The following is a 21,028-nucleotide window of genomic DNA, read 5'->3' on the forward strand; positions in this document are numbered from 1 at the left end:
CGCTATTCGCATCCCACCGCCTCGGCAATGGAGCCGAACCCGTCGCGCCGCATAAGCCGCTCCAATCCCTCGCAGATGCGCCGGGCGATGCCGGGCCCTTCGTAGACCATGGCGGAGTAGAGCTGCACCAGGCTGGCGCCGGCGAGGATGCGCTGCCAGGCGTCCTCGGCCGTGGCGATGCCGCCGACACCGACGAGCGGGACCGCGCCGCCGGTCGCCTTGCGGAAATCGCGCAATCGTTGCAGTGCCGTGGCCTTCAGCGGCGCTCCCGAGAGCCCCCCAGCCTCACCGGCATGGACCGACCGGAGCGGTGGACGCGCGATCGTCGTGTTGGACACGATCAGCGCGTCCAGCTGCCGGTCGAGCGCAACGCCCGCGATGTCGTCGATGTCGGCCGCTTCCAGATCAGGCGCGACCTTCAAGAACACCGGCACATTGCAGCCAGGCTCCGAGCGTTCGGCGAGGACGGCGTCGAGCAGCGCTTCGAGCGCGCCCTTGTCCTGCAGCGCCCGCAGCCCCGGAGTGTTGGGCGAGGATATGTTGATCGTCACATAGTCCGCCAGCGGCGCCACCTGGCGGAACGCCGTGCGGTAGTCTGCGACACGGTCGTCCGAGTCCTTGTTGGCGCCGATGTTGATGCCGACGACGCCGGCCTTCCGGTCGCGCCCGGCCAGCCGATCCACCGCTGCGCCGACCCCGCCGTTGTTGAAGCCCATGCGATTGATAACGGCGCGATCCTCGACCAGCCGGAACAGCCGCGGCTTCGGATTGCCGGCTTGTGGCCGCGGCGTCAGCGTGCCGACCTCCACCGAGCCGAACCCCAGCCGCAGCAGCGCGGCCGCAGCAACCGCGTCCTTGTCGAAGCCCGCGGCCATCCCCACCGGATTGGAGAAGTGCAGGCCGGCCACACGCATCGCCAGTCTGCCGGGCGCTGCGGGAATGGCGCGCTGCGGCATGAACGAGAGCGAACGCAACGCAAGTCCATGCGCACGTTCCGGATCGAGTTGGAACAGCAGCGGGCGCAGGACGGAATAGGACATATCAGCCGCTTACCCGCAAAGCGCGCTCCGGCTCAATGGTGTGGCTTGGGGAACACTGTTCCACCCATGCTTTCAGGGGATTGATCCAAAAAGGACCGCATGTCCCCATTTCGTGCCGAAATGTCGCGTTTCTACAATTAATGGCCTGAACCGGCGCATAGAGAGAGCCCGCGACCCGAAGGGCTCGTAGCGCATGGCGTTCGAGTTCTTTCATACTTAGCGGTTCCCCGCCACGCGCGGGGAACCGCTTTTTTGTGCGCCTGCAACAAAAGGTTCGTGTGCGGAGCGACTTCGCCCGCTCAGCCCCATTGAAACCGCGGTCACCTTGCACTAGGTGAAACCGGAGAAGATCGCTCCGATTTACGAGAGCGCTCATCGGGTAGCTTTCACATGCGCTTGTCCAGCATGGCCGACTATGCCGTCGTCGTGATGGCCGCCGCCGCGCGGCATTGCGGTGGTGCGCGCGTTTCAGCGGTGCAGCTGGCCCAAGAGACGGGCCTGCCCGCGCCCACGGTGCAGAAGCTGGTGAGCTGCCTCGCCAACGCGGGCCTGCTGCGCTCCTCGCGTGGCGTGGGCGGCGGGTTGAAGCTGGCGCGTCCGGCCGCCGCGATTACCGTCGCCGACATCGTCGAAGCCGTCGAAGGCCCGATCGCCCTTACGGCCTGCGTCGAGAAGGGCAAGCACGAGTGCACGCTCGAAGGCGCCTGCACCGTGCGCCCGCATTGGCCTTTGGTGAACGAGGCGCTGCGCGGGGCTCTGGCCGGCGTCTCGCTGATCCAGTTGGCGCAAGTGGCGCCGGCTCCGTCCCTGGCGCCCCAACTCCTCTCGTCCGAGTACGCTGCATGAACGATCAGGCCCTCCAGAACCCCGAGCTTCGCGATCAGGCTGCGCACGACGCGGCGGCTCGCGTTGCCGACTACGAGCACGGCTGGTCGAGCGAGATCGAGCAGGAGTTCGCGCCTAAGGGGCTGTCCGAGGACACCGTCCGCTTCATTTCGGCCAAGAAGAACGAGCCGGAGTGGATGTTGGAGTGGCGCTTGAAGGCCTACGCCCGCTGGCTGGAGATGACCCCGCCGGACTGGGCGAAGCTCAACGTGCCGCCGATCGACTACCAGGACGCCTACTACTACGCCGCGCCCAAGAAGAAGGAGCTGCTGGGCTCCTTGGACGAGGTCGATCCTGAGATCCTGCGCGTCTACGAGAAGCTGGGCATTCCCATCGAGGAGCAGAAGATGCTCGCCGGGGTAGAAGGCGCGCGCAAGGTCGCAGTCGACGCGGTGTTCGATTCGGTCTCGGTCGCCACGACCTTCCGCGCCGAGCTTGAGGCGGCTGGCGTGATCTTCCGCTCGATCTCCGAAGCCATTCGGGAATACCCCGAGATGGTGCGGAAGTGGCTCGGCCGCGTGGTGCCGGTGCAGGACAACTACTTCGCCGCACTGAACTGCGCGGTCTTCTCCGACGGCACCTTCGTCTACATTCCCGAGGGCGTGCGGTGCCCAATGGAGCTGTCGACCTATTTTCGCATCAATGCCGAGAACACCGGACAGTTCGAGCGCACGCTAATCGTCGCCGACAAGGGCTCTTACGTCTCGTACCTGGAAGGCTGCACTGCCCCCCAGCGCGACGAGAACCAGCTCCATGCCGCAGTGGTCGAGCTGGTCGCGCTGGAAGATGCAGAGATCAAGTACTCGACAGTGCAGAACTGGTACCCCGGCAATGCCGAGGGCAAGGGCGGCATCTACAACTTCGTGACCAAGCGTGGCCTGTGCCAGGGCGCGCGCAGCAAGATCAGCTGGACCCAGGTCGAGACCGGCAGCGCGATCACCTGGAAGTATCCATCTTGCGTGCTGAACGGCGAAGACTCGGTCGGCGAGTTCTACTCGGTTGCCGTGACCAACAACTTCCAGCAGGCCGACACCGGCACCAAGATGATCCACAATGGCAAGGGCAGCCGCTCGACGATCATCTCCAAAGGCATTTCTGCCGGCAAGTCGAACAACACGTACCGGGGGCTGGTGCGCGTGGGTGCCAATGCCGACAACGTGCGCAACTTCACCCAGTGCGATTCGCTGCTGCTGGGCAAGGAGTGCGGCGCGCACACCGTGCCCTACATCGAGGTGCGCAATCCCACCGCGCAGATCGAGCACGAGGCGACGACCAGCAAGATCAGCGACGACCAGCTGTTCTACGCCCAGCAGCGCGGCCTCGACACCGAGGCTGCCGTGGCGCTGATCGTCAACGGCTTCGCCAAGGAAGTGCTGCAGCAGCTGCCGATGGAGTTCGCGGTCGAGGCGCAGAAGCTGCTGGGGATCAGCCTCGAGGGGAGCGTGGGCTGATGACGGCGGAACGCAAGACCCTCGGCATCAGCGCCGCCACTTCTACCAGGCCGGCCAAGGCGAACTTCGCGCTCACTGGCGCGCGGCTGGAAAAGTTGAAGGAGCGCGCGCGTGACCAGCGGCGCAGTCCGACACTGGCACAGGCCGCGCTCTGGGCACAGCTCTCGGGCTCGAAGCTGGGCGGTGTGAAGTTCACGCGCCAGTTCGTGCTCGGCTCGGTGCTGGTCGATTTCGCCTGTCCATCGCGCTGGATCGCGGTGCTGATCTCACCCGAAGGCGCGAACGCCGAAGTCGACGCGCTGCAGGACAAGAAGCTGACCGATGTCGGTGTGCGCGTGCTGCGCTTTGCCGAAGAGCAGGTGCTGAACGCCATCGGCACCGTCGTGAAGGCGATCACGGTCGAGGTGAACAAGCCCTTCGACAAGCGCACTGCGCGCCGCAACGCTGGTCAGCTGTTCGCCAATGACGAGGACGGCGGGGAGCGATGATCGCAGCGCTGCTTCTCGCCGTCGCCACCTTGCCGTCGACTCCCGCCGACATCGCGGCTTGGGACGGCGTGCCGGTGCCTGACGAGGCCGCAACGCCTTACGTCAAGTACATGGGTTGCGTCAGCGATCCCGTGCTCGACGGCATGGAGGCTGGCCATCAACAGACTGTCGCCGAGCGCAAGGCGATGATGACCCGGACACTTGCCGCTTGCCGACCGCTGCGCGTCGCTACGGCCCGCGCCATGGATGCCACCCTCGCGCACAAGCCCGATTGGACCGATGCAGTGATCCGCCGTGCCAGGATCGAGCGCATTCTTGATGCCATGGAACAGCGCGTCGGGTTCACGGCGCACGATCCGGAAGGTTTTCAGGCCATGGTCGAGTCGTTGCGCCAGTGCATGAGCACTGGACGCAAGGACTGTGAACCCGCGCCTCCCACCCGATCCCAGTTGAATTGAGACCCATGCTCCACATCGAAAACCTTCAGGCGACCGTCGCCGACAAGCCGATCCTCAAGGGGCTCTCGCTGCAGATCAACGCGGGCGAGATCCATGCGATCATGGGACCGAACGGCGCGGGCAAGTCGACCACCGGCTATGTGCTGGGCGGTCGTCCGGGGTACGAGGTGACCGGCGGTTCGGTCGAGTTCCTGGGCCAGGACCTGCTCGAGCTGGAACCGCACGAGCGTGCGGCGGCGGGGCTGTTCCTGGGATTCCAGTACCCGGTTGAGATTCCCGGCGTATCGTTCGTCCAGTTCCTGCGCGAATCGGCCAACGCCCAGCGCATGAGCCGTGGCGAGGAGCCCTTGTCGGGCGGCGAGTTCCTGAAGCTTGCACGCGAGAAGGCAGGGCTGCTGCGCATGGACATGGACATGCTGAAGCGGCCGGTGAACGTCGGCTTCTCGGGCGGCGAGAAGAAGCGCGCCGAGATGGTGCAGATGGGCATCCTCGACCCCAAGCTGGCGATCCTCGACGAGACCGACTCGGGCCTCGACATCGATGCGCTGCGCATCTGCGGCGAGGGCATCAACGCGATCATGCGCAAGCCCGACAAGGCGGTGCTGCTGATCACCCACTACCAGCGCCTGCTCGATTACGTGAAGCCGGACTTCGTGCACGTGCTCGCGGGTGGCCGCATCGTGCGCTCGGGCGGTCCGGAGCTGGCGCTGCAGCTGGAAAGCGAAGGCTACGAGGCGGTGGCGGCGTGACCACGCTCGAACTTCCGACCCGGAGGCACGAGGCTTACCGCTATTCCGACATCGACGCGCTGGTTGGCGTTTGGCCGGTCGCGCGCGAGGAGATCGTGGTCGCGGCGGGTGAGAGCGGTTCGCTCGATGTCGTCGAGACCGGCAGCGGCACGGTCGCGCGGCACTTGGTCGTGACGCTCGAGGCTGGCGCGCAGTTCGACTTGCGCGTGCTGCTGTCCGGGCCGAGCTTCGGCCGCATCGCCGTCGACGTGCGGCTGGGTGAGAAGGCGGACTTCACGCTGGGCGCCGCACAGCTGGCGACGGGCACCGAGACGGTGGAGATCGTCACCGAAGTCACCCATGCGGAGCCCGACGCCACTTCGGCGCAGATCGTGCGCACGGTGCTGGCAGGCCAGGCGACGGGCACGTACCTGGGCCGTATCGCGGTGGAGCGCGGCGCCGACGGCACCGATGCCGAGCAGTCGGTCCGCGCCATGCTGCTTGACCGCAGTGCAACGGCGAATGCCCGTCCCGAGCTGGAAATCTACGCCGACGACGTCAAGGCGGCGCACGGCTGCGCGGTCGGAGAGCTCGATGCGAACGGCTTGTTCTACCTCATGTCGCGCGGCCTGCCCCCGTCGCAAGCCAAGCAGCTGATGCTGCAGGCGTTCATCGCCGAGGCCTTTGCCGGCGCGGCAAACGAGCCGACACTCAGCGAAGCTGCGCTCGCCCGGCTGGAGACGATCCTGTGAGCGACACGCAGGACCGCATCGTCGGCGACGCCATGCTGGACGAGGCCCTCCGCCCAGCCCAGCCCGGTCAGGACTTGCGCGTGCAATTCCCCGGCATGTGGAACCTCGACGGCTCGCCTTGGCGCTATCTGGACACGGCCGCGACGGCGCAGAAGCCGCAGGCGGTGATCGACGCCACCGTGCAGGCGATGGGTGTGAACTACGCCACCGTCCACCGCGGCGTCTACGCCCGTTCCGCCGAGATGACGCTCGGCTTCGAGGCGGCGCGGCGGCGGGTCGCGGCCTTCATCGGCGGAAGCGAGGATGAGGTGGTGTTCACCCGCGGCGCGACCGAGGCGATCAACCTCGTCGCCAGCACCTGGGGCGAGGCGAACCTGCGTGCGGGCGACCGCATCCTGATCTCGATGCTCGAGCACCACTCCAACATCGTGCCCTGGCAGCTCCTGCGCGAGCGGACCGGCGTGGCAATCGACGTATGCCCGCTGACGCAGGACGGGCGCATCGACCTCGATGCCGCGGCCGCCATGCTGACGCCTGCGCACAAGCTCGTCGCCCTGGCCCATGTCTCCAACGTGCTGGGCTCGGTGCTCGACGTGCGCCGCGCGGCCGACCTGGCGCACGGCGTGGGGGCCAAGCTGCTGATCGACGGATGCCAGGCGGCGCCCCGCATCAAGCTCGACATGGCCGCGCTCGATTGCGACTTCTACGTCTTCTCCGCGCACAAGCTCTATGGCCCCACCGGGATCGGCGCGCTGTGGGCGCGGGCCGAGATCCTCGACGCCATGCCGCCGTGGCACGGCGGCGGCGCGATGATCGACACCGTCACCTTCGAGAAGACCACCTTCGCCTCTGCACCGCAGCGGTTCGAGGCGGGCACGCCGATGATCATCGAGGCGATCGGGCTGGCGGCTGCGATCGAGTGGCTCGAAGCAATCGGTCTCGACGTCGCCTACGAGCACGAGCGCAGCCTTGCGGCCAAGCTGCGCGACGCCTTGGGCGAGCGCAACGATGTGACGCTGTTCGGGCCAGCCGACGCAATCGGCATCACCAGTTTCGCGCTGGACGGGGTGCATCCGCACGACCTCGGCACTATCTTGGACGAGGAAGGCGTGGCGATCCGCGCCGGGCATCATTGCGCTCAACCCTTGATGGAGCACCTGGGGGTGCCGGCGACGGCACGGGCCAGCTTCGGGCTCTACAACGACGAGACGGACATCGAGGCGCTCCTGAAAGGGTTCGAGCGCACGCGGAGGATTTTCGCCCAATGACTGAAGATACTCGTGACGACACCCGCAAATTCGCGGTCGAGGAAGTCGCGGCAGGGAGCCCGCCACCGCGCGCCCGTGTCGAGGACGCGCCGATGGACGAAGCCGGTGTCGAGGCGCCGCATGGCGACGAGACGCCGAGCCAGAAGCTCGCCCGCAAGCGCGACTACCTGGAAGGGTTCCTGGCCCAGCAGCCCGAGGGTGAAGATCCTGCGGCTCCCGGCGGCGCGATCTACGAGGGCGTGATCGCCGCACTCAAGGAGATCTACGACCCCGAGATTCCGGTGAACATCTACGAGCTGGGGCTGATCTACGGCGTCGATGTCTCGCCCGAGGGCGGCGTTGCCGTCACCATGACCCTGACGACGCCGCATTGCCCCGTCGCGGAATCGATGCCGGGCGAGATCGAGCTGCGCGTCGCCGCAGTGCCCGGCGTACGCGACTGCGAGGTCAATCTCGTCTGGGATCCGCCGTGGGACATGGCCAAGATGAGCGATGAGGCCAAGCTCGAGCTGGGGATGCTGTGAAGCAGGCCGCGACCCTCGACCTGGCGCTGACGATCGATCCGGTCGGCTTCCGCAACCCGGATGATGCTGCGGCGCTGGTGCACGTGCTCGATGGCTATGCGCGCGATCCGATGGGTGGCGGCGAGCCACTGGCGGATGATGTGCGCGAGCGCTTGCCAGCCGGGCTCGCCGGCACTCCTGGGGCCTTCGCCTTCCTCGCACGGCTTGGCGGCAGGCCGGTCGGCGTGGCGGTATGCTTCACCGGATTTTCCACCTTCGCGGCCGCGCCGCTGGTCAACATCCATGACGTCTGCGTGCTCGCCCCGCACCGCGGTCACGGCATCGCCAGTGCCTTGTTCCAGCGGATCGAGAGCGAGGCGCGTGCGCGCAACGCCTGCAAGATCACGCTTGAAGTGCTGAGCGGCAACCACAACGCTAAGCGGCTCTACAAGTCGCTGGGCTATGGCGACTACACGCTCGATCCCGAGGCCGGACACGCGCTGTTCTGGCAGAAGAGGCTGACATGACCACCGAAATGACTGGCACCAAAGTCCGCGCCCGCCCCGCCGCCGTCGTGCTGACGCCGGGCGCCGAAGCCCGCATTGCCGAACTGATGAGCAAGGCTCCTGACGATGCGATCGGCGTCAAGCTCTCCACCCCGCGGCGCGGTTGCTCGGGCCTGGCGTACTCGGTCGATTACGTGGGCGAGGCGAATGCCTTCGACGAGCGCATCGAGACGCCGGGCGGCCTGTTCTTCATCGATGGTGGCTCGGTGCTCTACCTGGTTGGCAGCACCATGGACTGGGTGGAGGACGATTTCTCGGCCGGGTTCGTCTTCAACAACCCCAACGCCAAGGGCTCGTGCGGTTGCGGTGAGAGCTTCACGGTCTGAAGCGAGGGGCCGCCAACGCCCGAACCTACCGCCCCTTCAGCGCCGCTACGCACGCAGCCCGGTCGACATCCTGCCCATCCGATGATCGCCGCGCATCGACGTAGGAGGCCAGCGGCTCCTTCGATTGGGCCGTGGGATAGAGGAACACGTCGAGCACGCAGGCCTTGCCGGTGAACTGCAGCTTGCGCGCGTCGCCTTCCCACACGTTCAGCCGCGCGGCGCCGAACTGGCGCACCAGCTGGCTTTCGCTCGCGCCGATCACGCCCTGAAGACCTGGGATCGTCTGGAAGGTGGGATCGCGGGGCGTTGCACGCACGGGCTCGCGAATGGTGGCGCCTTTGCCGGGGCGCGGAGTGCTGGCCGGTCCGGTTGAGGCACAGGCCGCCAGGAACGGCACCAGCAAGGCCAAGCCGGCGAGAGCGCGAACCCGGGCCAGGCCGGCTGCTGATGGGCTGGAATGTAATCGCGCTATGGACATGGTCGCTGCCCGCATCGCGCGCGCCTTGCCTGGTGTCAACGCCGCGCACGGTTGCCGCGGGTCGACCCGCAGGCTACTCGCGGCATGAGGCCGATTGGCGGCACCTGTGAATATGCCAGAGGAATGTCAGCAAGCATGAGCGATACCCAGCCCGAACTGCGATACGACGTAATCGCGATCGGCAACGCCCTGGTCGACGTGCTGGCGCACAGCTCGGACAAGGTGATCGAGGACCTTGGCCTGACCCGCGGCGGCATGACGCTGATCGATACCGCGCGCGCCGAGGAACTCTACGCGCACATGGGCCCGACGGCGCAGATCTCCGGCGGCTCGGCGGCGAACACCTTGGCCGGCATGGCTGCGCTCGGCGCGCGTTGCGCCTTCATCGGCCAGGTTGCCGACGATCAGCTGGGCGAGGTCTTCGCGCATGATATCCGCGCGGCGGATATCGCCTTCGGCACGCCTGCGCGCGCGGGCGATCCGCCGACGGGGCGCTGCCTGATCTTCGTGACCTCGGACGCGCAGCGCACGATGAACACATTCCTCGGCGCCTCGCAGTTCCTGCCGGCCGAGGCGCTGGACCTCGATGCGATCGCGGCATCGGCAGTGCTCTATCTCGAAGGATACTTGTGGGATCCTGCCGAACCGCGCGCTGCCATGCGCAAGGCGATCGACACCGCCAAGGCGGCAGGACGCAAGGTCGCCTTCACCATGTCCGACGCCTTCGTCATCGATCGACATGGCGGTGACTTCCGCGAACTGATCGCGCAAGGGCAGATCGATATCCTGTTTGCCAATGCAACGGAGCTTGCGGCGCTGACGGGCCTTGAAGACTTCGACGCCGGCCTCGCATCCCTGGTCGACCATGTCCCCGTCATCGTCGTGACGCGCGGCGAGCACGGTGCCGTGGCCATCAGCGGCGGTGAGCGGGTGGAAGTGCCTGCCGAGCCGATCGCGCGCGTGGTCGACACCACCGGCGCCGGCGACTTGTTCGCAGCCGGGTTCCTGTTCGGCCATGTCCGCGAGCGTCCGGCCGCCGAGTGCCTGCGGCTCGGCGCGATCTGCGCAAGCGAGGTCATTTCGCACTTCGGCGCCAGGCCGGAAGTCAACCTGGCCGAACTCGTCGCCGAGCGAGTGGGCTGAGGCGATGCGCAGCCGCCGGGGAGGAACGCGATGACCTGCCCGGCGCTGATCGATTTCGAAGCGAGCTGCCTGCCAGAATACGGCCACTCCTACCCGATCGAAGTGGCGATCGCGAAAGTGGACGGATCCAGCCGCACCTGGCTCATCCACCCTGCGGAAGCCTGGCGGTTCTGGGACTGGTCGCCCGAGGCCGAAGCGTTGCACGGGATCAGCCGCGAGCTGATCCAGCGTGAGGGCCTCCCGTGCGACCAGGTCCTGGACGAGATGACGGCGTTCGCAGGCGATTGCCCGGTCTACGCCGATGCCGACCTCGACGCCTACTGGCTGGAGATCCTGGCGCACGCCGCCGGAGCGAAGCCGCCGTTCGCCGTGCACTTCCTGGGCGAGTACTTCGTGGAGCGCGGCTACACCCGCCCGCAAGTGGTCGAAGCGCTCGCCGCAGCGCGCCAGCGGCTGCCGACGGAGCACATCGCCCGCGACGATGCGAGCCGGTTGGCGCTCACCGTCAAGCTCCTGATGGATGGCGAGACGGCCTGACGGACATGCGCTTTATCCTCTCTCCTTCAGGGGAGAGGATAATCCAGAAGACATGTGCGCCGACCTAACCGGCTGCAGCGCCCCAAGTCTCGCCATCATCCGGGACCGCACCACCCTGCATCTCGCCCAGGCACTGCGAGCGAGCCGCATCGCGATCCGACACCAGGCGGTTGCTGATCGACAAAGGCAATGCGCAGCCATGCTCGGGTTCGACCGGGTACTTGCGCGCGCAGCCCTCGCGCGTGCTGAACAGGTCGTCGGCACAATCCTCATAGGCCGCCTCCTGCCGGTCGTGCTGCGCCCGGCACGCTGCCGTCCAGCGCGCGCTGTAAGTCGTCTGCGCGGCACCGACACAGGCTTGGTAGCGCTCGCGAGCGGCCTCGCGCTGTTGCTGCTCGGCCCGGCGCGCACGTTCGATGTCGGCGGAGCGGTCGATCGCCGCTGCCTGGCGCTGCGTTCCGCTTTCGACTGTTTCATGGATCGCCTGCGCCGGCAGGAACACGCCGAAGTAGTAGCCGACGCCTCCGCCTGCCAGCAATGCGCCGGCCGCAAGGCTGAGCTTCAGGACGGTGTCGACCGACGCCGCCATGGCGCTCAGGCCTGCTCGCGCGCGACTTCGCGCCAGCCGATGTCGCGGCGGCAGAAGCCGGTCGGGAACGAGATGGCGTCGACCGCAGCGTAAGCCTTCTCCTGCGCATCCCCGACACTCGAGCCTGTGGCAGTGACGTTGAGCACACGCCCGCCGGTCGCGGTCAGCACGCCGTCGATGCCAAGGGCCGTGCCCGCGTGGAAGACCTTGGCGCCACCCGCCTGGGCTGCCGGGATGCCGTCGATGCGGCCGCCCTTCTCGGGCGTGCCCGGATAGCCGTTCGCGGCCATGACCACGGTCAGCGCGGCCTGCGAGGAGAAGCGCGGCGGCTCGATCGCTCCCAGCCGGTTCTGCGCACAGGCGAGCAGCAGTTCGACCAGGTCGCTCTCCAGCCGCATCATCAGCACCTGGCATTCGGGATCGCCGAAGCGGCAGTTGTACTCGATCAGCTTGGGCCCTTCGCGCGTCAGCATCAGCCCGGCGTAGAGCACGCCGGAGTAGGGCGAGCCTTCATTCGCCATCGCGCGCACCGTCGGTGTCAGGATGCGGGCCATAGCCTCGCCCTCCAGCGCAGCGGTGAGCACCGGCGCCGGGCTGTAGGCGCCCATGCCGCCGGTGTTGGGGCCGGTGTCTCCCTCGCCAACCCGCTTGTGATCCTGTGCCGAGCCGAACGGCACGATGGTGCTGCCGTCGGTCAGCGCGAAGAAGCTTGCCTCCTCGCCGGTCAGGAACTCCTCAATCACCGCCTCGGCGCCCGCTTCGCCGAAGCGGCCCGAGAAGATCTCGCGCACGGCCTCCTGCGCTTCTTCCATCGACATGGCCACGGTGACGCCCTTGCCCGCGGCGAGGCCATCGGCCTTGATGACGACGGGAGCGCCGAAACCATCGAGCGCTGACAATCCATCTGCCTCGTTCGACACGCGCACATAGGCGGCCGTTGGAATGCCGGCGCGCTCGCACAAGTCCTTGGTGAAGCCCTTGGAGCCTTCCAGCCTCGCTGCGCCGCGGCTGGGACCGAAGACGGACAGACCAGCGCCGCGCAGCGAATCAGCCAAGCCATCGACCAAAGGCGCTTCCGGCCCGATCACCACCAACCCGATCGCCTGCGCCTCGCAGAACGCGATGACGGCGGGGTGATCCGTAGCGTCGAGCGCGACGCAGGTCGCATGCTCGCCAATGCCGGGATTGCCGGGCGCGGCGTAGAGCGTGCCGCAAAGCGGGGATTGCGCCAGCTTCCAGGCGAGCGCATGCTCACGGCCCCCCGATCCCAGCAACAGGATGTTCATGGCTCTGCCTTTCGATGACGACGATTATGGAGACGAACGGAAAGCGCCGCTCGTAGCCAAGGCGATGCCCGGCGACAACGCCGAGCCGCTGTCGATCAGCGAACTTTCCGCACGGCTCAAGCGAACGGTGGAGGATCGCTTCGGCTTCGTGCGCCTGCGCGGCGAATTGTCGGGCGTGAAGCGCGCCGCTTCGGGCCACCTCTACTGCTGCCTCAAGGACGACAAGGCGGTGATCGATGGCGTGATGTGGAAGGGCGGCGCGCAGCGGCTCGCGTTCCGCCCGGAGGACGGCGTCGAGGTGATCGCCACCGGCAAGCTGACCACCTATCCCGGACGCTCCAAGTACCAGATCGTCGTCGAGAGCATGGAGATCGCCGGCGAAGGCGCGTTGCTGGCGCTGCTGGAAAAGCTGCGGACGCGGCTGGCAGCCGAGGGTCTATTCTCCGAAGCCAACAAGAAGCCGCTGCCGTTCCTGCCCGCAACCATCGGCGTGGTGACCTCGCCTACGGGCGCGGTGATCCGCGATATCCTGCACCGACTGGCCGATCGCTTCCCCAGCCGCGTGCTGGTCTGGCCGGTGCTGGTGCAAGGCGACGGCGCCGCGAGCCAGGTGGCCGCCGCCGTGCGCGGTTTCTCCGCCATGCCTGCGGATGGAGCGGTGCCGCGGCCTGACCTGGTCATCGTCGCCCGCGGTGGCGGTTCGATCGAGGACTTGTGGTCGTTCAACGAAGAAATCGTCGTGCGCGCGGTGGCCGAGTGCACGATCCCGACCATTTCCGCCGTCGGGCACGAAACCGACACCACCTTGTGCGACTATGCCGCCGACCGGCGCGCTCCCACGCCGACCGCTGCAGCCGAGATGGCCGTGCCGGTGCGCGCAGAACTGGGCTCGCAACTGGCCGAACTGGCACTGCGCAAGCGCCGCTGCGCACTTCGTCCGGTCGCGCTCGGCCGGGAGCGGTTAGAGGCACGCGCGCGCCACTTGCCCCGGCCCGAGGCACTGCTGGCAGTCAAGGCACAGCGCCTCGACGAGGCGAGCGAGCGCCTGCGTCGCGCCTTGCGTGAGCGTGCTGCCGGCGCCGGTGCCCGCCTCGATGCGCAAGGCGCGCGGCTATCGCTTCCGCTGCTGCGCCATCGGGTCGAGCGTGCGGAGGAACGCTTGGCTCGTGCCGGCCTGACGCCGGCCCTGCTGCAGCGGCAATTCGATATCGCTTGCAAGCACTTCGCGCCCGTCGCGCGAGTCTTACCTCAACTAAACCCAGACAAGCCGCTGGCCCGCGGTTTCGCGCGCGTGATCGACGCTTCTGGTCACACCCTAACCGATAAGACTCAGGCTGAGCGCGAGCCGACACTGACGTTGAGGTTCCGCGATGGCGACCTCACCGTGGTACCCAATGCCACACCCCGCCGCGCGGCCCGCCCGAAAGAGCCGGGCGTCCAGCAGGGCGATTTGTTCTGACCGAGACCATCTGCTAGATCGATGCCCATGTTGATGTCTTCTGCCGACCGTCCTGCCACCTTGCGCTATGGCCCCAACGGCTTTCGCGTGCTGAGCCCGGGCAACCACGTCCTGTGCGCCGTCTCGGGCGAGAAGATCCCGCTCGAAGTGCTCCGCTACTGGAGCGCGGAGCGGCAGGAGCCTTACGCGACGGCCGAGATCGCGACCCGGCGGCTGCTCGGAGCGGCGTGAGGAGCAGTCGCGTGGCCGAGAGAGTGCCTGCCGTTTCGGCCCCTGCGTGGGTTAGCGCGATCTGTGTGGCAGCCAGCATCGCGCTGCTCGCCGGCTGCGCGCCATCGCCTGTGCCGCAAATGCCCCAGGGTGCGGTTGCTGGCGATGCTCCGCCGCCGGTCACCTTCGTGCCCGCGCGTCCGTCGACCTTCGCCTTTGCCGGAGAGCTAACGCAGGGCGGCTGGATCAAGGGCACCGTGCCCGCAGGTACGCGCACTCTAGCGCTGGCCGGTCAGCCGATCGCCTTTGCGCCCGACGGCAGCTTCTTCGCCGCCTTCGATCGCGACGCGCCGGCGACATCCGCTCTGGTCGCGACGCTGCGCTCCGGTGAGCAGGTCGTGCGCCAGCTCTCCATTGCGCCGCGCGCATGGCAGATCGAGCGCGTCAACATCGCGCGCCGTGAGAATGGGCCGACCGAGGCGTTCCTTGCGCTGCGCCGCCCCGAACTCGCGCGGATCGAGGCGGCTCGCACCCGCGTGACCGATGCTGCAGGCTGGCGGCAGGACTTCGTCTATCCGGTAAAGGCACGCATCTCCGGCCGCTTCGGCTCACAGCGCGTCTATCGGGGCGAGCCGGGTGCCTACCACTCGGGCCTCGACCTTGCAGGCGGCGCGGGCACGACCTTCGTGGCGCCCGCCGACGGTGTGGTCGTGCTGGCCGCACAGTCGCCCTTCACGCTGGAGGGCAACTTGCTGATGATCGACCACGGCATGGGCCTCAACAGCGCGTTCCTGCATTGCTCGCAGATCCTGGTGCGCGAGGGCGAGCATGTGCGCCAGGGTCAGCCGATCGGGCGGATCGGCGCGACCGGACGCGCCACGGGCCCGCATCTGCACTGGTCGGTGAAGTGGAACGACGCCCGCATCGACCCGATCCTGCTCACCGGTCCGATGAAGTAAGGGGAGCGCGCCCTCTCCGGGTTGCGCAGCGCAGCCACAAGCCTATCAGGCCATTGTGCGGCGCAACATCGCTCTTGTCCTGCTGATCGTCGGCGTCGCGCTGACCACCTGGCTGCGTTCCGAGCGCTGGCTAGTGGTGCCCAACGACACCCTGCATTTCACCGCCCTCAAGCTGCCGCCCCGGGCGGTCCTGAAAGCGCATCTGGGCGCCTTCGAACTCGAGGGCGCCTGGCACATGACCTTGGGCAACTACAAATTCGGCGGCTACTCGGCGTTGCTGGCGCTGCCCGATGGACGGCTGCTGGCGATATCGGACTTCGGCCGCTTTCTGGCTTTCACCCCGCCAGGGGGCCGCCAGCGTCCGGCCCGCCACGGAAACCTTATCAGCGATCCGCGCAACGACAAGCGCAAGGTCGACAGCGAATCGGCCACGCGCGATCCTCGCAACGGCCAGATCTGGCTGGGTTTGGAATTCCTGAACGGCTTCGTGCGCCTGGGGCCGAACTGGGCCGAGAACGGACGCGCGCAGCCTGCGAGCATGGCCTCTTGGGGCGAAAACTCTGGGCCAGAGGCCATGATCCGCCTGGCTGACGGGCGCTTCGTGGCGATGTCCGAAGGCGCGCGCGAGTGGCTCTGGCCCCGCCATCACGACGGCGTGGTCTTCCCCGGCGACCCCGTCGTGCTTCCGGATGCGGGCAAGCACTTCACCTTCGATGGCCCCTCCGCCTTCGATCCCGTCGACATGGCGCAGATGCCCGACGGCCGCGTGCTGGTGCTGATGCGGACGCTGATCTGGCCCTTGCCGGAGCGATTCGCCGGCCGCATCGCGATCGGCGATCCCTCCCGGATCCGCGCAGGGGCCACCTGGCACGTCACCGAAGTCGCGCGGCTTGCCTCGACGCTGCCGGTCGACAACTTCGAGGGCATGGCCGTGGTGCCGCGTGCGGACGGCAAGGTGATCGTGTGGCTGATCTCAGACGACAACCAGACCCGCATCCAGCGCACGCTGTTGTGGAAGCTGGTCGTCGATCCTGCCAAGCTGCCTCGGTAGAGGCGCCCCTCTTCCCGGACGGGGAGAGCGCAGGAACGGGAGAAGCTCGGGCCAGCTATTGCAGCCCGCTAGTCGCCCTAGGGCTTCCCACACGCAAAAAGGCGCGCGGATCGCTCCGCACGCCCCATGTTCGAATCGAAGCGCCCCGCGTTAGCGGAGCGGCTCGATCAGGCTGCCTGCTTCTTCTTCAGCTCGCGCTTCACCTTCAGGGCGCGCGTGCTGAGCTTCTCGTCCGAAGCCTTGAGCAGCCAGCTATCCAGGCCGCCGTTGTGCTCGACCGAGCGCAGGCCGTGGGTCGAGACGCGGAACTTGAAGCTGCGGTCCAGACCGTCCGACAGCAGCGTCACGTTCTGCAGGTTGGGCAGGTAGACGCGCTTGGTCTTGTTGTTGGCGTGGCTGACGTTGTGGCCGACTTGGCGGCTCTTGCCGGTCAGTTCGCAAATACGGGACATGGGTCTTCTCGCTAGATGGATGCTGTGCCGTTTAAACGGGAAGGCGCGCCCTTAGCGAGTCACCCCGCCAAGGTCAAGTTGTGCACAGGCCTGTCGCACGGTAGCGGTGCGTGCATGACCCGCTGGCCCCTGCCCCGACCAATGACGCTCGCTCTGGAGCAAGCCCGGCTGGCGGCAGCCGAAGGCGAGGTGCCGATCGGCGCAGTGCTGGTCAAGGACGGCGTGGTGATCGCTACCGGACGCAACGCGCCACGCGCACGCCACGACCCTACCTCGCATGCCGAGATCGAGGCGATTCGCGCAGGTGCCCAGGTGCTGGCGAACGAGCGGCTGGACGGGTGCGAGCTGTGGGTGACGCTGGAACCTTGCGCCATGTGCGCCGGCGCCATCGTCCATGCGCGGATCGCCAGGCTATACTACGGCGCTTCCGATCCCAAGGGCGGCGCGGTGGAGCATGGCGCGCGGGTGTTCGAGCAGCCGCAGTGCCTGCATCGACCGGAGGTTTACGCCGGCATCGGCGAATCGCAAGCGGCCGAGCTGTTGCGAGGCTTTTTCCGAGAGCGGCGTTGAGAGTCACGTCGTCCTAAGCCCGATCCGCAGCCAGCTTCGTCAGCAATGACCTCGAGTGTGGGCGCAGCTACAAACTACAGCCCGCGCCAGATCTTCAGCGGTGCCGCATCCGATGCACCCGTGTGCCGCCGGTCGCACTTTGCTGGGAGGAAGCGCCTCGAGTAACACAGCTGCACCTCGCGTAGCCAACCGGTCCGGCTCAGCTGCACGCCGACTTGCTCGGGCTTCCAGGCCGGATTGAGCCGCACGAAAGCAGCACGCAAGTCGCCTGCGGTCAGCGCATCCTGTCGCGACAAGCGGTCGGCATCGGGCCAGCGGATTGACCGCCACAGGATGGCCGCGACTCGGAAGTACTGCGCCGGAGTCTTCGCCATGCAGGTGCCGTGCTTGGCCCACTCGTGCGCCAGCAACCGGGCCGACGGAGTCATGCACAGATTGCCGCGCAGCTCCTGCGGGGAAGGAGCCGGCCCTGTGCGGCACCATTGCGGAGACAGGCCGCGCCTGGCCTCGGGCCAGAGCCCGTGGAGGACAAAACCGAAACGTCCATTTCGCCCTGAACATTGCATCGAGCCGGTATCGCCGCTGGTCTTGCAATAGTCCGGCGACCAGCTCGCCGCGAGCGTGTAGCCCGCCACTGCCGTTCGCCGCGGCGGACCGTCGGGTGCAACCGAACCGACAGGATCGATGCGAGTCGGCGGCGTGCACTGATAGGCCTGCGCGAGAGCCGGCGCAGGCAGCAACGCGAGCAGCAGTGCCAGCCGCCTCACAGCGGCGTGAAGTCCAGCCCGATGTCCGCCGCAGGCGCGCTCTGGGTCAGGCGGCCGACTGAGACGTAGGTCACGCCGGTGGCCGCGATCGCGCCGATGGTCGAGAGGTTCACGCCCCCCGACGCCTCGGTCGGGACACGTCCGGCGACCAGGCCGACCGCCTCGCGCAAGGTCGGCGGGTCCATGTTGTCGAGCAGGAGGTGGTCGGCTCCGGCAGCCAGGGCCGGCTCGATCTGGTCCAGGTTGTCGACCTCGCAGATGACCTGCGCGACACCCGCCGCCTTTGCGCGCGCCACGGCAGGGCCGACACCGCCCGCCACGAGGACGTGGTTGTCCTTGATCATCGCGGCATCCCACAGCCCCATGCGGTGGTTCTGCGCGCCGCCCATGCGGGTCGCGTACTTCTCGATGTGACGCAGGCCGGGAATCGTCTTGCGGGTATCCAGCAAAGTCGCATGGCCCTGCATCGCCGCCACGTACTGCGCCGTCATGGTGGCGATGCCTGACAAGTGCTGCACTGTGTTGAGTGCCGAACGCTCTGCCGTCAGCATCGCGCGCGCCTTGCCGGACAGCCGCATGAGCTGAGAGCCGGGTTCCACTTGCGCGCCCTCCTCGACCAGGATCTCGACCTGCATGTCTGGGTCAAGCCTGCGAAAGAAGGCCGCGGCGATAGGCAGGCCGGCGACGGTGATCGCATCGCGCGAGTCCATCACGCCCGAGAATCGTGCATCGGCGTCGATCACGCTCTCGGAGGTGACATCGTGGCCGCCACCGGGAAGGCCGACGCCAAGATCCTCGTCGAGCGTGGCGGTGACGAATGCGTCGAGGTCGAAGCCGTTGATGGAGAAGCTCATGGCCGCGTCTTTCGCCCGTGCGGAACATTCGCGCAAGCGCCAGCATGATGCTAGCACCGTGACATGATCCCCGCGCCTCCTGACGCCGCTGCCCCGACCTCGATCCACGGCCCGGGCCGCTGGTACACGCTGACTTACGTCCAGGTCCTGATCGCCATCGCGCTCGGCGCAACGCTGGGGTACCTGGCGCCGCAGACGGGCGAGGCGATGAAGCCACTGGGCGATGCCTTCATCGCGCTGGTCAAGATGATCATCTCTCCGGTGATCTTCCTGACGATCGTCACCGGCATCGCCGGCATGCGCGATCTGGCATCCGTCGGCCGAGTAGCGGCCAAGGCGTTCGCCTATTTCCTGTTCTTCTCGACCTTGGCGCTGTTCGTTGGATTGATCATCGCCAACGTGGTGCAGCCGGGCGCCGGGCTGAACATCGATCCGGCCTCGCTCGACGCCGGCAAGGTCGCGCAATATGCCGCCAAGGCGCACGAGAACAGCCTGACCGGCTTCCTGCTCGGCATGATCCCGACCAGCCTGGTTTCGCCACTGGTGGGTGAGAACATCCTGCAGACGCTGCTGGTCGCAATCCTGTTCGGAGTGGCGCTTCCGCTGGTCGGACCACGCGGCGAACGCATCCTCTCGGTGCTGGAGGATGTCGCGCTGGTGGTGTTCAAGATCGTCGGCATCCTGATGAAGGCCGCGCCGATCGGGGCGTTCGGCGCGATGGCCTTCACCATCGGCAGCTACGGCATCGGCGCGCTGGCCAAGCTCGCGTTCCTGGTGGGCACGTTCTACGCGACCTCGATCCTGTTCGTCGTCGTGGTGCTGGGCGCGGTGGGTCTGTGGGCGGGGTTCTCGATCCTGCGGCTGATCGCCTACCTCAAGGCCGAGCTGCTGCTGGTGCTGGGGACTTCCTCGTCCGAGAGCGCGCTGCCCTTGCTGATCGAGAAGATGGAGCATGCCGGCTGCCCGCGCGAGGTGGTGGGGCTGGTTGTGCCGACCGGCTACTCGTTCAACCTCGACGGCACCAACATCTACATGACGCTTGCCGCGCTGTTCATCGCCCAGGCTTGCAACGTGCATTTGCCGCTGTCCGAGCAGTTGCTGCTGCTGGGCGTCGCGATGATCTCGTCCAAGGGTGCGGCCGGGGTGACCGGGGCCGGGTTCGTGACGCTGGCGGCGACGCTCCAGGTGGTGCCGGCGGTGCCGCTGGCGGGCATGACGCTGATCCTGGGGGTCGACCGCTTCATGTCGGAATGCCGCAGCCTGACGAACTTCGTCGGCAACGCGGTGGCGGCGATCGTGGTGTCGAAGTGGGAGGGTGGCCTCGATCACGCCAAGCTCGACGCGACACTGAAGGGCTAGGCCGCGCCTATCCTCTCCCCGGCGGGGAGAGGAGTTAAGCGGTTAGTGTACGAAGCGGGCGATCACGTCACGGTAGGACCGGCTGACCTTCACCTGCGCGCCGGAGTCGAGCACCAGGAAGCACTCGCCATTGGTGTGCGGCTTCACCTGACGCACCTGGTTCAGGTTGACGATGGTCGAGCGGTGGACGCGCTGGAACACGCGCGGGTCGAGACGGCGTTCCAGGTCCTTCATCGTCTCGCGCAGGATCAGCGAGTTGTCGGCCGTGCGAATGCACATGTAGTCGCCCGCCGCCTCGATATGCTCGATCGAATCGACATCGATGCGGAAGATCTGCCCGCGATCCTTGATGTTGATCAGCTTTTCGAAGCGGTCTGCGCTGTGCTCGGCATCCTCGGGTATGGCGTCGATCGCATCGGGCGCCACTTCGGCCAGCACCGTCTTGAGCTTCTCCGCCTCCTCGGCCGAGCGCTTCTCGGCCAGACGGGTGCGGACGCGGGCGAGGGTATCGGCCAGCTTGTCGTCCTCGACCGGCTTCATCAGGTAATTGACGGCATTGGCCTCGAACGCCTTGACCGCATGCTCCTGGTAGGCGGTGACAAAGACGAAAAGCGGCGGCTCGATCTCCATCACACCCTTGACGACCGAGAAGCCGTCGAACCCCGGCATCTGGATGTCGAGGAAGACCAGATCGGGCTTTTCCGTCTTGATCTTGCGGATGGCCTCGCGCCCGTTCGAGCAGGTGTCGATGATCTCGACATCGGGATACTTCTCCAGCCGTAGCTGGAGGCCCTGGATGGCGAGCTTTTCGTCATCGACGAGGATGGTGCGGATAGTCATGCGGTGAAA

At 67.2% G+C, this 21,028-nt stretch carries 26 protein-coding genes; 18 read left to right on the forward strand and 8 right to left on the reverse strand.

The window, feature by feature from the left end:
• Nucleotides 1-2: 2 nt before the first annotated feature.
• On the reverse strand, nucleotides 3-1,040 hold the full coding sequence (locus GV044_RS09655; RefSeq protein WP_159868730.1) for a quinone-dependent dihydroorotate dehydrogenase: 1,038 nt from the start codon (nucleotides 1,038-1,040) through the stop codon (nucleotides 3-5).
• Between the two features lie 390 nt (nucleotides 1,041-1,430).
• Here GV044_RS09655 and GV044_RS09660 point away from each other — a divergent pair, with 390 nt between their 5' ends.
• The 10 genes from GV044_RS09660 to GV044_RS09705 are packed head-to-tail and all read left to right on the forward strand — an operon-like array spanning nucleotide 1,431 to nucleotide 8,465.
• On the forward strand, nucleotides 1,431-1,886 hold the full coding sequence (locus tag GV044_RS09660; RefSeq protein WP_159868733.1) for an SUF system Fe-S cluster assembly regulator: 456 nt from the start codon (nucleotides 1,431-1,433) through the stop codon (nucleotides 1,884-1,886).
• On the forward strand, nucleotides 1,883-3,376 hold the full coding sequence (gene sufB, locus GV044_RS09665; protein WP_159868736.1) for a Fe-S cluster assembly protein SufB: 1,494 nt from the start codon (nucleotides 1,883-1,885) through the stop codon (nucleotides 3,374-3,376). Before GV044_RS09660 ends, sufB begins: the two co-directional genes overlap by 4 nt.
• Nucleotides 3,376-3,864, forward strand: coding sequence for an endonuclease domain-containing protein (locus GV044_RS09670; protein ID WP_159868739.1), 489 nt, complete (start codon nucleotides 3,376-3,378; stop codon nucleotides 3,862-3,864). The genes sufB and GV044_RS09670 overlap by 1 nt, the downstream gene beginning before the upstream one ends.
• Nucleotides 3,861-4,322 carry a hypothetical protein gene (locus tag GV044_RS09675; protein WP_159868742.1) on the forward strand — a complete coding sequence of 154 codons (462 nt, stop codon included), beginning with the start codon at nucleotides 3,861-3,863 and terminating at the stop codon, nucleotides 4,320-4,322. The genes GV044_RS09670 and GV044_RS09675 overlap by 4 nt, the downstream gene beginning before the upstream one ends.
• 5 nt (nucleotides 4,323-4,327) lie before the next feature.
• Nucleotides 4,328-5,071: a Fe-S cluster assembly ATPase SufC gene (gene sufC / locus GV044_RS09680; protein WP_159868745.1), complete on the forward strand. Its 744-nt coding sequence runs from the start codon at nucleotides 4,328-4,330 to the stop codon at nucleotides 5,069-5,071.
• Nucleotides 5,068-5,802, forward strand: a complete 735-nt coding sequence (locus tag GV044_RS09685) for a SufD family Fe-S cluster assembly protein (protein WP_159868748.1) — start codon at nucleotides 5,068-5,070, stop codon at nucleotides 5,800-5,802. The genes sufC and GV044_RS09685 overlap by 4 nt, the downstream gene beginning before the upstream one ends.
• Nucleotides 5,803-5,834: 32 nt before the next feature.
• Nucleotides 5,835-7,070, forward strand: coding sequence for a cysteine desulfurase (locus GV044_RS09690; RefSeq protein ID WP_159871182.1), 1,236 nt, complete (start codon nucleotides 5,835-5,837; stop codon nucleotides 7,068-7,070).
• A complete protein-coding gene (locus tag GV044_RS09695) occupies nucleotides 7,067-7,594 on the forward strand; it encodes an SUF system Fe-S cluster assembly protein (protein WP_159868751.1) in 528 nt (175 codons plus the stop codon). Before GV044_RS09690 ends, GV044_RS09695 begins: the two co-directional genes overlap by 4 nt.
• Nucleotides 7,591-8,100: a GNAT family N-acetyltransferase gene (locus tag GV044_RS09700; protein ID WP_201299043.1), complete on the forward strand. Its 510-nt coding sequence runs from the start codon at nucleotides 7,591-7,593 to the stop codon at nucleotides 8,098-8,100. Before GV044_RS09695 ends, GV044_RS09700 begins: the two co-directional genes overlap by 4 nt.
• Nucleotides 8,097-8,465 carry an iron-sulfur cluster assembly accessory protein gene (locus GV044_RS09705; protein ID WP_159868754.1) on the forward strand — a complete coding sequence of 123 codons (369 nt, stop codon included), beginning with the start codon at nucleotides 8,097-8,099 and terminating at the stop codon, nucleotides 8,463-8,465. Before GV044_RS09700 ends, GV044_RS09705 begins: the two co-directional genes overlap by 4 nt.
• 25 nt (nucleotides 8,466-8,490) lie before the next feature.
• Here the strand turns inward: GV044_RS09705 and GV044_RS09710 are convergent, their stop codons facing one another.
• Nucleotides 8,491-8,958: a hypothetical protein gene (locus GV044_RS09710; RefSeq protein WP_236554832.1), complete on the reverse strand. Its 468-nt coding sequence runs from the start codon at nucleotides 8,956-8,958 to the stop codon at nucleotides 8,491-8,493.
• Between the two features lie 120 nt (nucleotides 8,959-9,078).
• Between GV044_RS09710 and GV044_RS09715 the strand changes: the two genes are divergently transcribed.
• A complete protein-coding gene (locus tag GV044_RS09715) occupies nucleotides 9,079-10,086 on the forward strand; it encodes an adenosine kinase (RefSeq protein ID WP_159868757.1) in 1,008 nt (335 codons plus the stop codon).
• Between the two features lie 30 nt (nucleotides 10,087-10,116).
• Complete coding sequence (locus tag GV044_RS09720; RefSeq protein ID WP_159868760.1) at nucleotides 10,117-10,623, forward strand: hypothetical protein; 507 nt, start codon at nucleotides 10,117-10,119, stop codon at nucleotides 10,621-10,623.
• A 64-nt stretch (nucleotides 10,624-10,687) separates the two neighbouring features.
• On the opposite strand, the gene GV044_RS09725 is transcribed toward GV044_RS09720, so the two are convergent.
• Nucleotides 10,688-11,212 (reverse strand): hypothetical protein, encoded by a 525-nt coding sequence (locus tag GV044_RS09725; RefSeq protein ID WP_159868763.1) that lies wholly within the window; start codon nucleotides 11,210-11,212, stop codon nucleotides 10,688-10,690.
• Between the two features lie 5 nt (nucleotides 11,213-11,217).
• Nucleotides 11,218-12,498 (reverse strand): phosphoribosylamine--glycine ligase, encoded by a 1,281-nt coding sequence (purD, locus tag GV044_RS09730; RefSeq protein ID WP_159868766.1) that lies wholly within the window; start codon nucleotides 12,496-12,498, stop codon nucleotides 11,218-11,220.
• On the opposite strand from purD, the gene xseA reads away from it, so the two are divergent.
• The 4 genes from xseA to GV044_RS09750 all read left to right on the forward strand — a co-directional run bounded on the left by xseA (nucleotide 12,497) and on the right by GV044_RS09750 (nucleotide 16,177).
• Nucleotides 12,497-13,957 carry an exodeoxyribonuclease VII large subunit gene (gene xseA / locus GV044_RS09735; RefSeq protein WP_371741585.1) on the forward strand — a complete coding sequence of 487 codons (1,461 nt, stop codon included), beginning with the start codon at nucleotides 12,497-12,499 and terminating at the stop codon, nucleotides 13,955-13,957. The two genes, purD and xseA, sit on opposite strands and share 2 nt — an antisense overlap.
• 27 nt (nucleotides 13,958-13,984) lie before the next feature.
• Nucleotides 13,985-14,188, forward strand: coding sequence for a DUF2093 domain-containing protein (locus GV044_RS09740; protein WP_159868772.1), 204 nt, complete (start codon nucleotides 13,985-13,987; stop codon nucleotides 14,186-14,188).
• A 119-nt stretch (nucleotides 14,189-14,307) separates the two neighbouring features.
• The gene (locus GV044_RS09745; protein WP_159871191.1) at nucleotides 14,308-15,126 is read left to right on the forward strand and encodes a M23 family metallopeptidase; all 819 of its coding nucleotides are present in this window, start codon (nucleotides 14,308-14,310) and stop codon (nucleotides 15,124-15,126) included.
• Nucleotides 15,127-15,181: 55 nt separating this feature from the next.
• Nucleotides 15,182-16,177, forward strand: coding sequence for an esterase-like activity of phytase family protein (locus GV044_RS09750; protein WP_159868775.1), 996 nt, complete (start codon nucleotides 15,182-15,184; stop codon nucleotides 16,175-16,177).
• A 167-nt stretch (nucleotides 16,178-16,344) separates the two neighbouring features.
• Here GV044_RS09750 and rpmB read toward each other — a convergent pair whose 3' ends face one another.
• Nucleotides 16,345-16,629: a 50S ribosomal protein L28 gene (gene rpmB, locus GV044_RS09755; RefSeq protein ID WP_159868778.1), complete on the reverse strand. Its 285-nt coding sequence runs from the start codon at nucleotides 16,627-16,629 to the stop codon at nucleotides 16,345-16,347.
• Nucleotides 16,630-16,743: 114 nt separating this feature from the next.
• Between rpmB and GV044_RS09760 the strand changes: the two genes are divergently transcribed.
• Nucleotides 16,744-17,199 carry a nucleoside deaminase gene (locus GV044_RS09760; protein ID WP_159868781.1) on the forward strand — a complete coding sequence of 152 codons (456 nt, stop codon included), beginning with the start codon at nucleotides 16,744-16,746 and terminating at the stop codon, nucleotides 17,197-17,199.
• Between the two features lie 74 nt (nucleotides 17,200-17,273).
• On the opposite strand, the gene GV044_RS09765 is transcribed toward GV044_RS09760, so the two are convergent.
• Complete coding sequence (locus GV044_RS09765; protein ID WP_236554833.1) at nucleotides 17,274-17,966, reverse strand: ribonuclease T; 693 nt, start codon at nucleotides 17,964-17,966, stop codon at nucleotides 17,274-17,276.
• On the reverse strand, nucleotides 17,963-18,820 hold the full coding sequence (gene nadC / locus GV044_RS09770) for a carboxylating nicotinate-nucleotide diphosphorylase (RefSeq protein WP_159868784.1): 858 nt from the start codon (nucleotides 18,818-18,820) through the stop codon (nucleotides 17,963-17,965). Before nadC ends, GV044_RS09765 begins: the two co-directional genes overlap by 4 nt.
• 63 nt (nucleotides 18,821-18,883) lie before the next feature.
• Between nadC and dctA the strand changes: the two genes are divergently transcribed.
• On the forward strand, nucleotides 18,884-20,179 hold the full coding sequence (gene dctA, locus GV044_RS09775) for a C4-dicarboxylate transporter DctA (RefSeq protein ID WP_159868787.1): 1,296 nt from the start codon (nucleotides 18,884-18,886) through the stop codon (nucleotides 20,177-20,179).
• A gap of 42 nt (nucleotides 20,180-20,221) precedes the next feature.
• On the opposite strand, the gene GV044_RS09780 is transcribed toward dctA, so the two are convergent.
• Nucleotides 20,222-21,019 carry a LytTR family DNA-binding domain-containing protein gene (locus GV044_RS09780; protein WP_159868790.1) on the reverse strand — a complete coding sequence of 266 codons (798 nt, stop codon included), beginning with the start codon at nucleotides 21,017-21,019 and terminating at the stop codon, nucleotides 20,222-20,224.
• Nucleotides 21,020-21,028: the final 9 nt, after the last annotated feature.

The organism is Novosphingobium sp. 9U (genome assembly GCF_902506425.1).
In the GTDB taxonomy this organism is placed as follows: Bacteria; Pseudomonadota; Alphaproteobacteria; order Sphingomonadales; family Sphingomonadaceae; genus Novosphingobium.

Coding starts and splice junctions, on each gene's coding strand:
- GV044_RS09655 (WP_159868730.1), bottom strand. CDS start 1,040: ATGTCCTATTCCGTCCTGCGCCCGCTGCTGTTCCAACTCGATCCGGAA.
- GV044_RS09660 (WP_159868733.1), top strand. CDS start 1,431: ATGCGCTTGTCCAGCATGGCCGACTATGCCGTCGTCGTGATGGCCGCC.
- sufB (WP_159868736.1), top strand. CDS start 1,883: ATGAACGATCAGGCCCTCCAGAACCCCGAGCTTCGCGATCAGGCTGCG.
- GV044_RS09670 (WP_159868739.1), top strand. CDS start 3,376: ATGACGGCGGAACGCAAGACCCTCGGCATCAGCGCCGCCACTTCTACC.
- GV044_RS09675 (WP_159868742.1), top strand. CDS start 3,861: ATGATCGCAGCGCTGCTTCTCGCCGTCGCCACCTTGCCGTCGACTCCC.
- sufC (WP_159868745.1), top strand. CDS start 4,328: ATGCTCCACATCGAAAACCTTCAGGCGACCGTCGCCGACAAGCCGATC.
- GV044_RS09690 (WP_159871182.1), top strand. CDS start 5,835: ATGCTGGACGAGGCCCTCCGCCCAGCCCAGCCCGGTCAGGACTTGCGC.
- GV044_RS09695 (WP_159868751.1), top strand. CDS start 7,067: ATGACTGAAGATACTCGTGACGACACCCGCAAATTCGCGGTCGAGGAA.
- GV044_RS09705 (WP_159868754.1), top strand. CDS start 8,097: ATGACCACCGAAATGACTGGCACCAAAGTCCGCGCCCGCCCCGCCGCC.
- GV044_RS09710 (WP_236554832.1), bottom strand. CDS start 8,958: ATGCGGGCAGCGACCATGTCCATAGCGCGATTACATTCCAGCCCATCA.
- GV044_RS09715 (WP_159868757.1), top strand. CDS start 9,079: ATGAGCGATACCCAGCCCGAACTGCGATACGACGTAATCGCGATCGGC.
- GV044_RS09720 (WP_159868760.1), top strand. CDS start 10,117: ATGACCTGCCCGGCGCTGATCGATTTCGAAGCGAGCTGCCTGCCAGAA.
- GV044_RS09725 (WP_159868763.1), bottom strand. CDS start 11,212: ATGGCGGCGTCGGTCGACACCGTCCTGAAGCTCAGCCTTGCGGCCGGC.
- xseA (WP_371741585.1), top strand. CDS start 12,497: ATGGCTCTGCCTTTCGATGACGACGATTATGGAGACGAACGGAAAGCG.
- purD (WP_159868766.1), bottom strand. CDS start 12,498: ATGAACATCCTGTTGCTGGGATCGGGGGGCCGTGAGCATGCGCTCGCC.
- GV044_RS09740 (WP_159868772.1), top strand. CDS start 13,985: ATGTTGATGTCTTCTGCCGACCGTCCTGCCACCTTGCGCTATGGCCCC.
- GV044_RS09745 (WP_159871191.1), top strand. CDS start 14,308: ATGCCCCAGGGTGCGGTTGCTGGCGATGCTCCGCCGCCGGTCACCTTC.
- rpmB (WP_159868778.1), bottom strand. CDS start 16,629: ATGTCCCGTATTTGCGAACTGACCGGCAAGAGCCGCCAAGTCGGCCAC.
- GV044_RS09760 (WP_159868781.1), top strand. CDS start 16,744: ATGACCCGCTGGCCCCTGCCCCGACCAATGACGCTCGCTCTGGAGCAA.
- nadC (WP_159868784.1), bottom strand. CDS start 18,820: ATGAGCTTCTCCATCAACGGCTTCGACCTCGACGCATTCGTCACCGCC.
- dctA (WP_159868787.1), top strand. CDS start 18,884: ATGATCCCCGCGCCTCCTGACGCCGCTGCCCCGACCTCGATCCACGGC.
- GV044_RS09780 (WP_159868790.1), bottom strand. CDS start 21,019: ATGACTATCCGCACCATCCTCGTCGATGACGAAAAGCTCGCCATCCAG.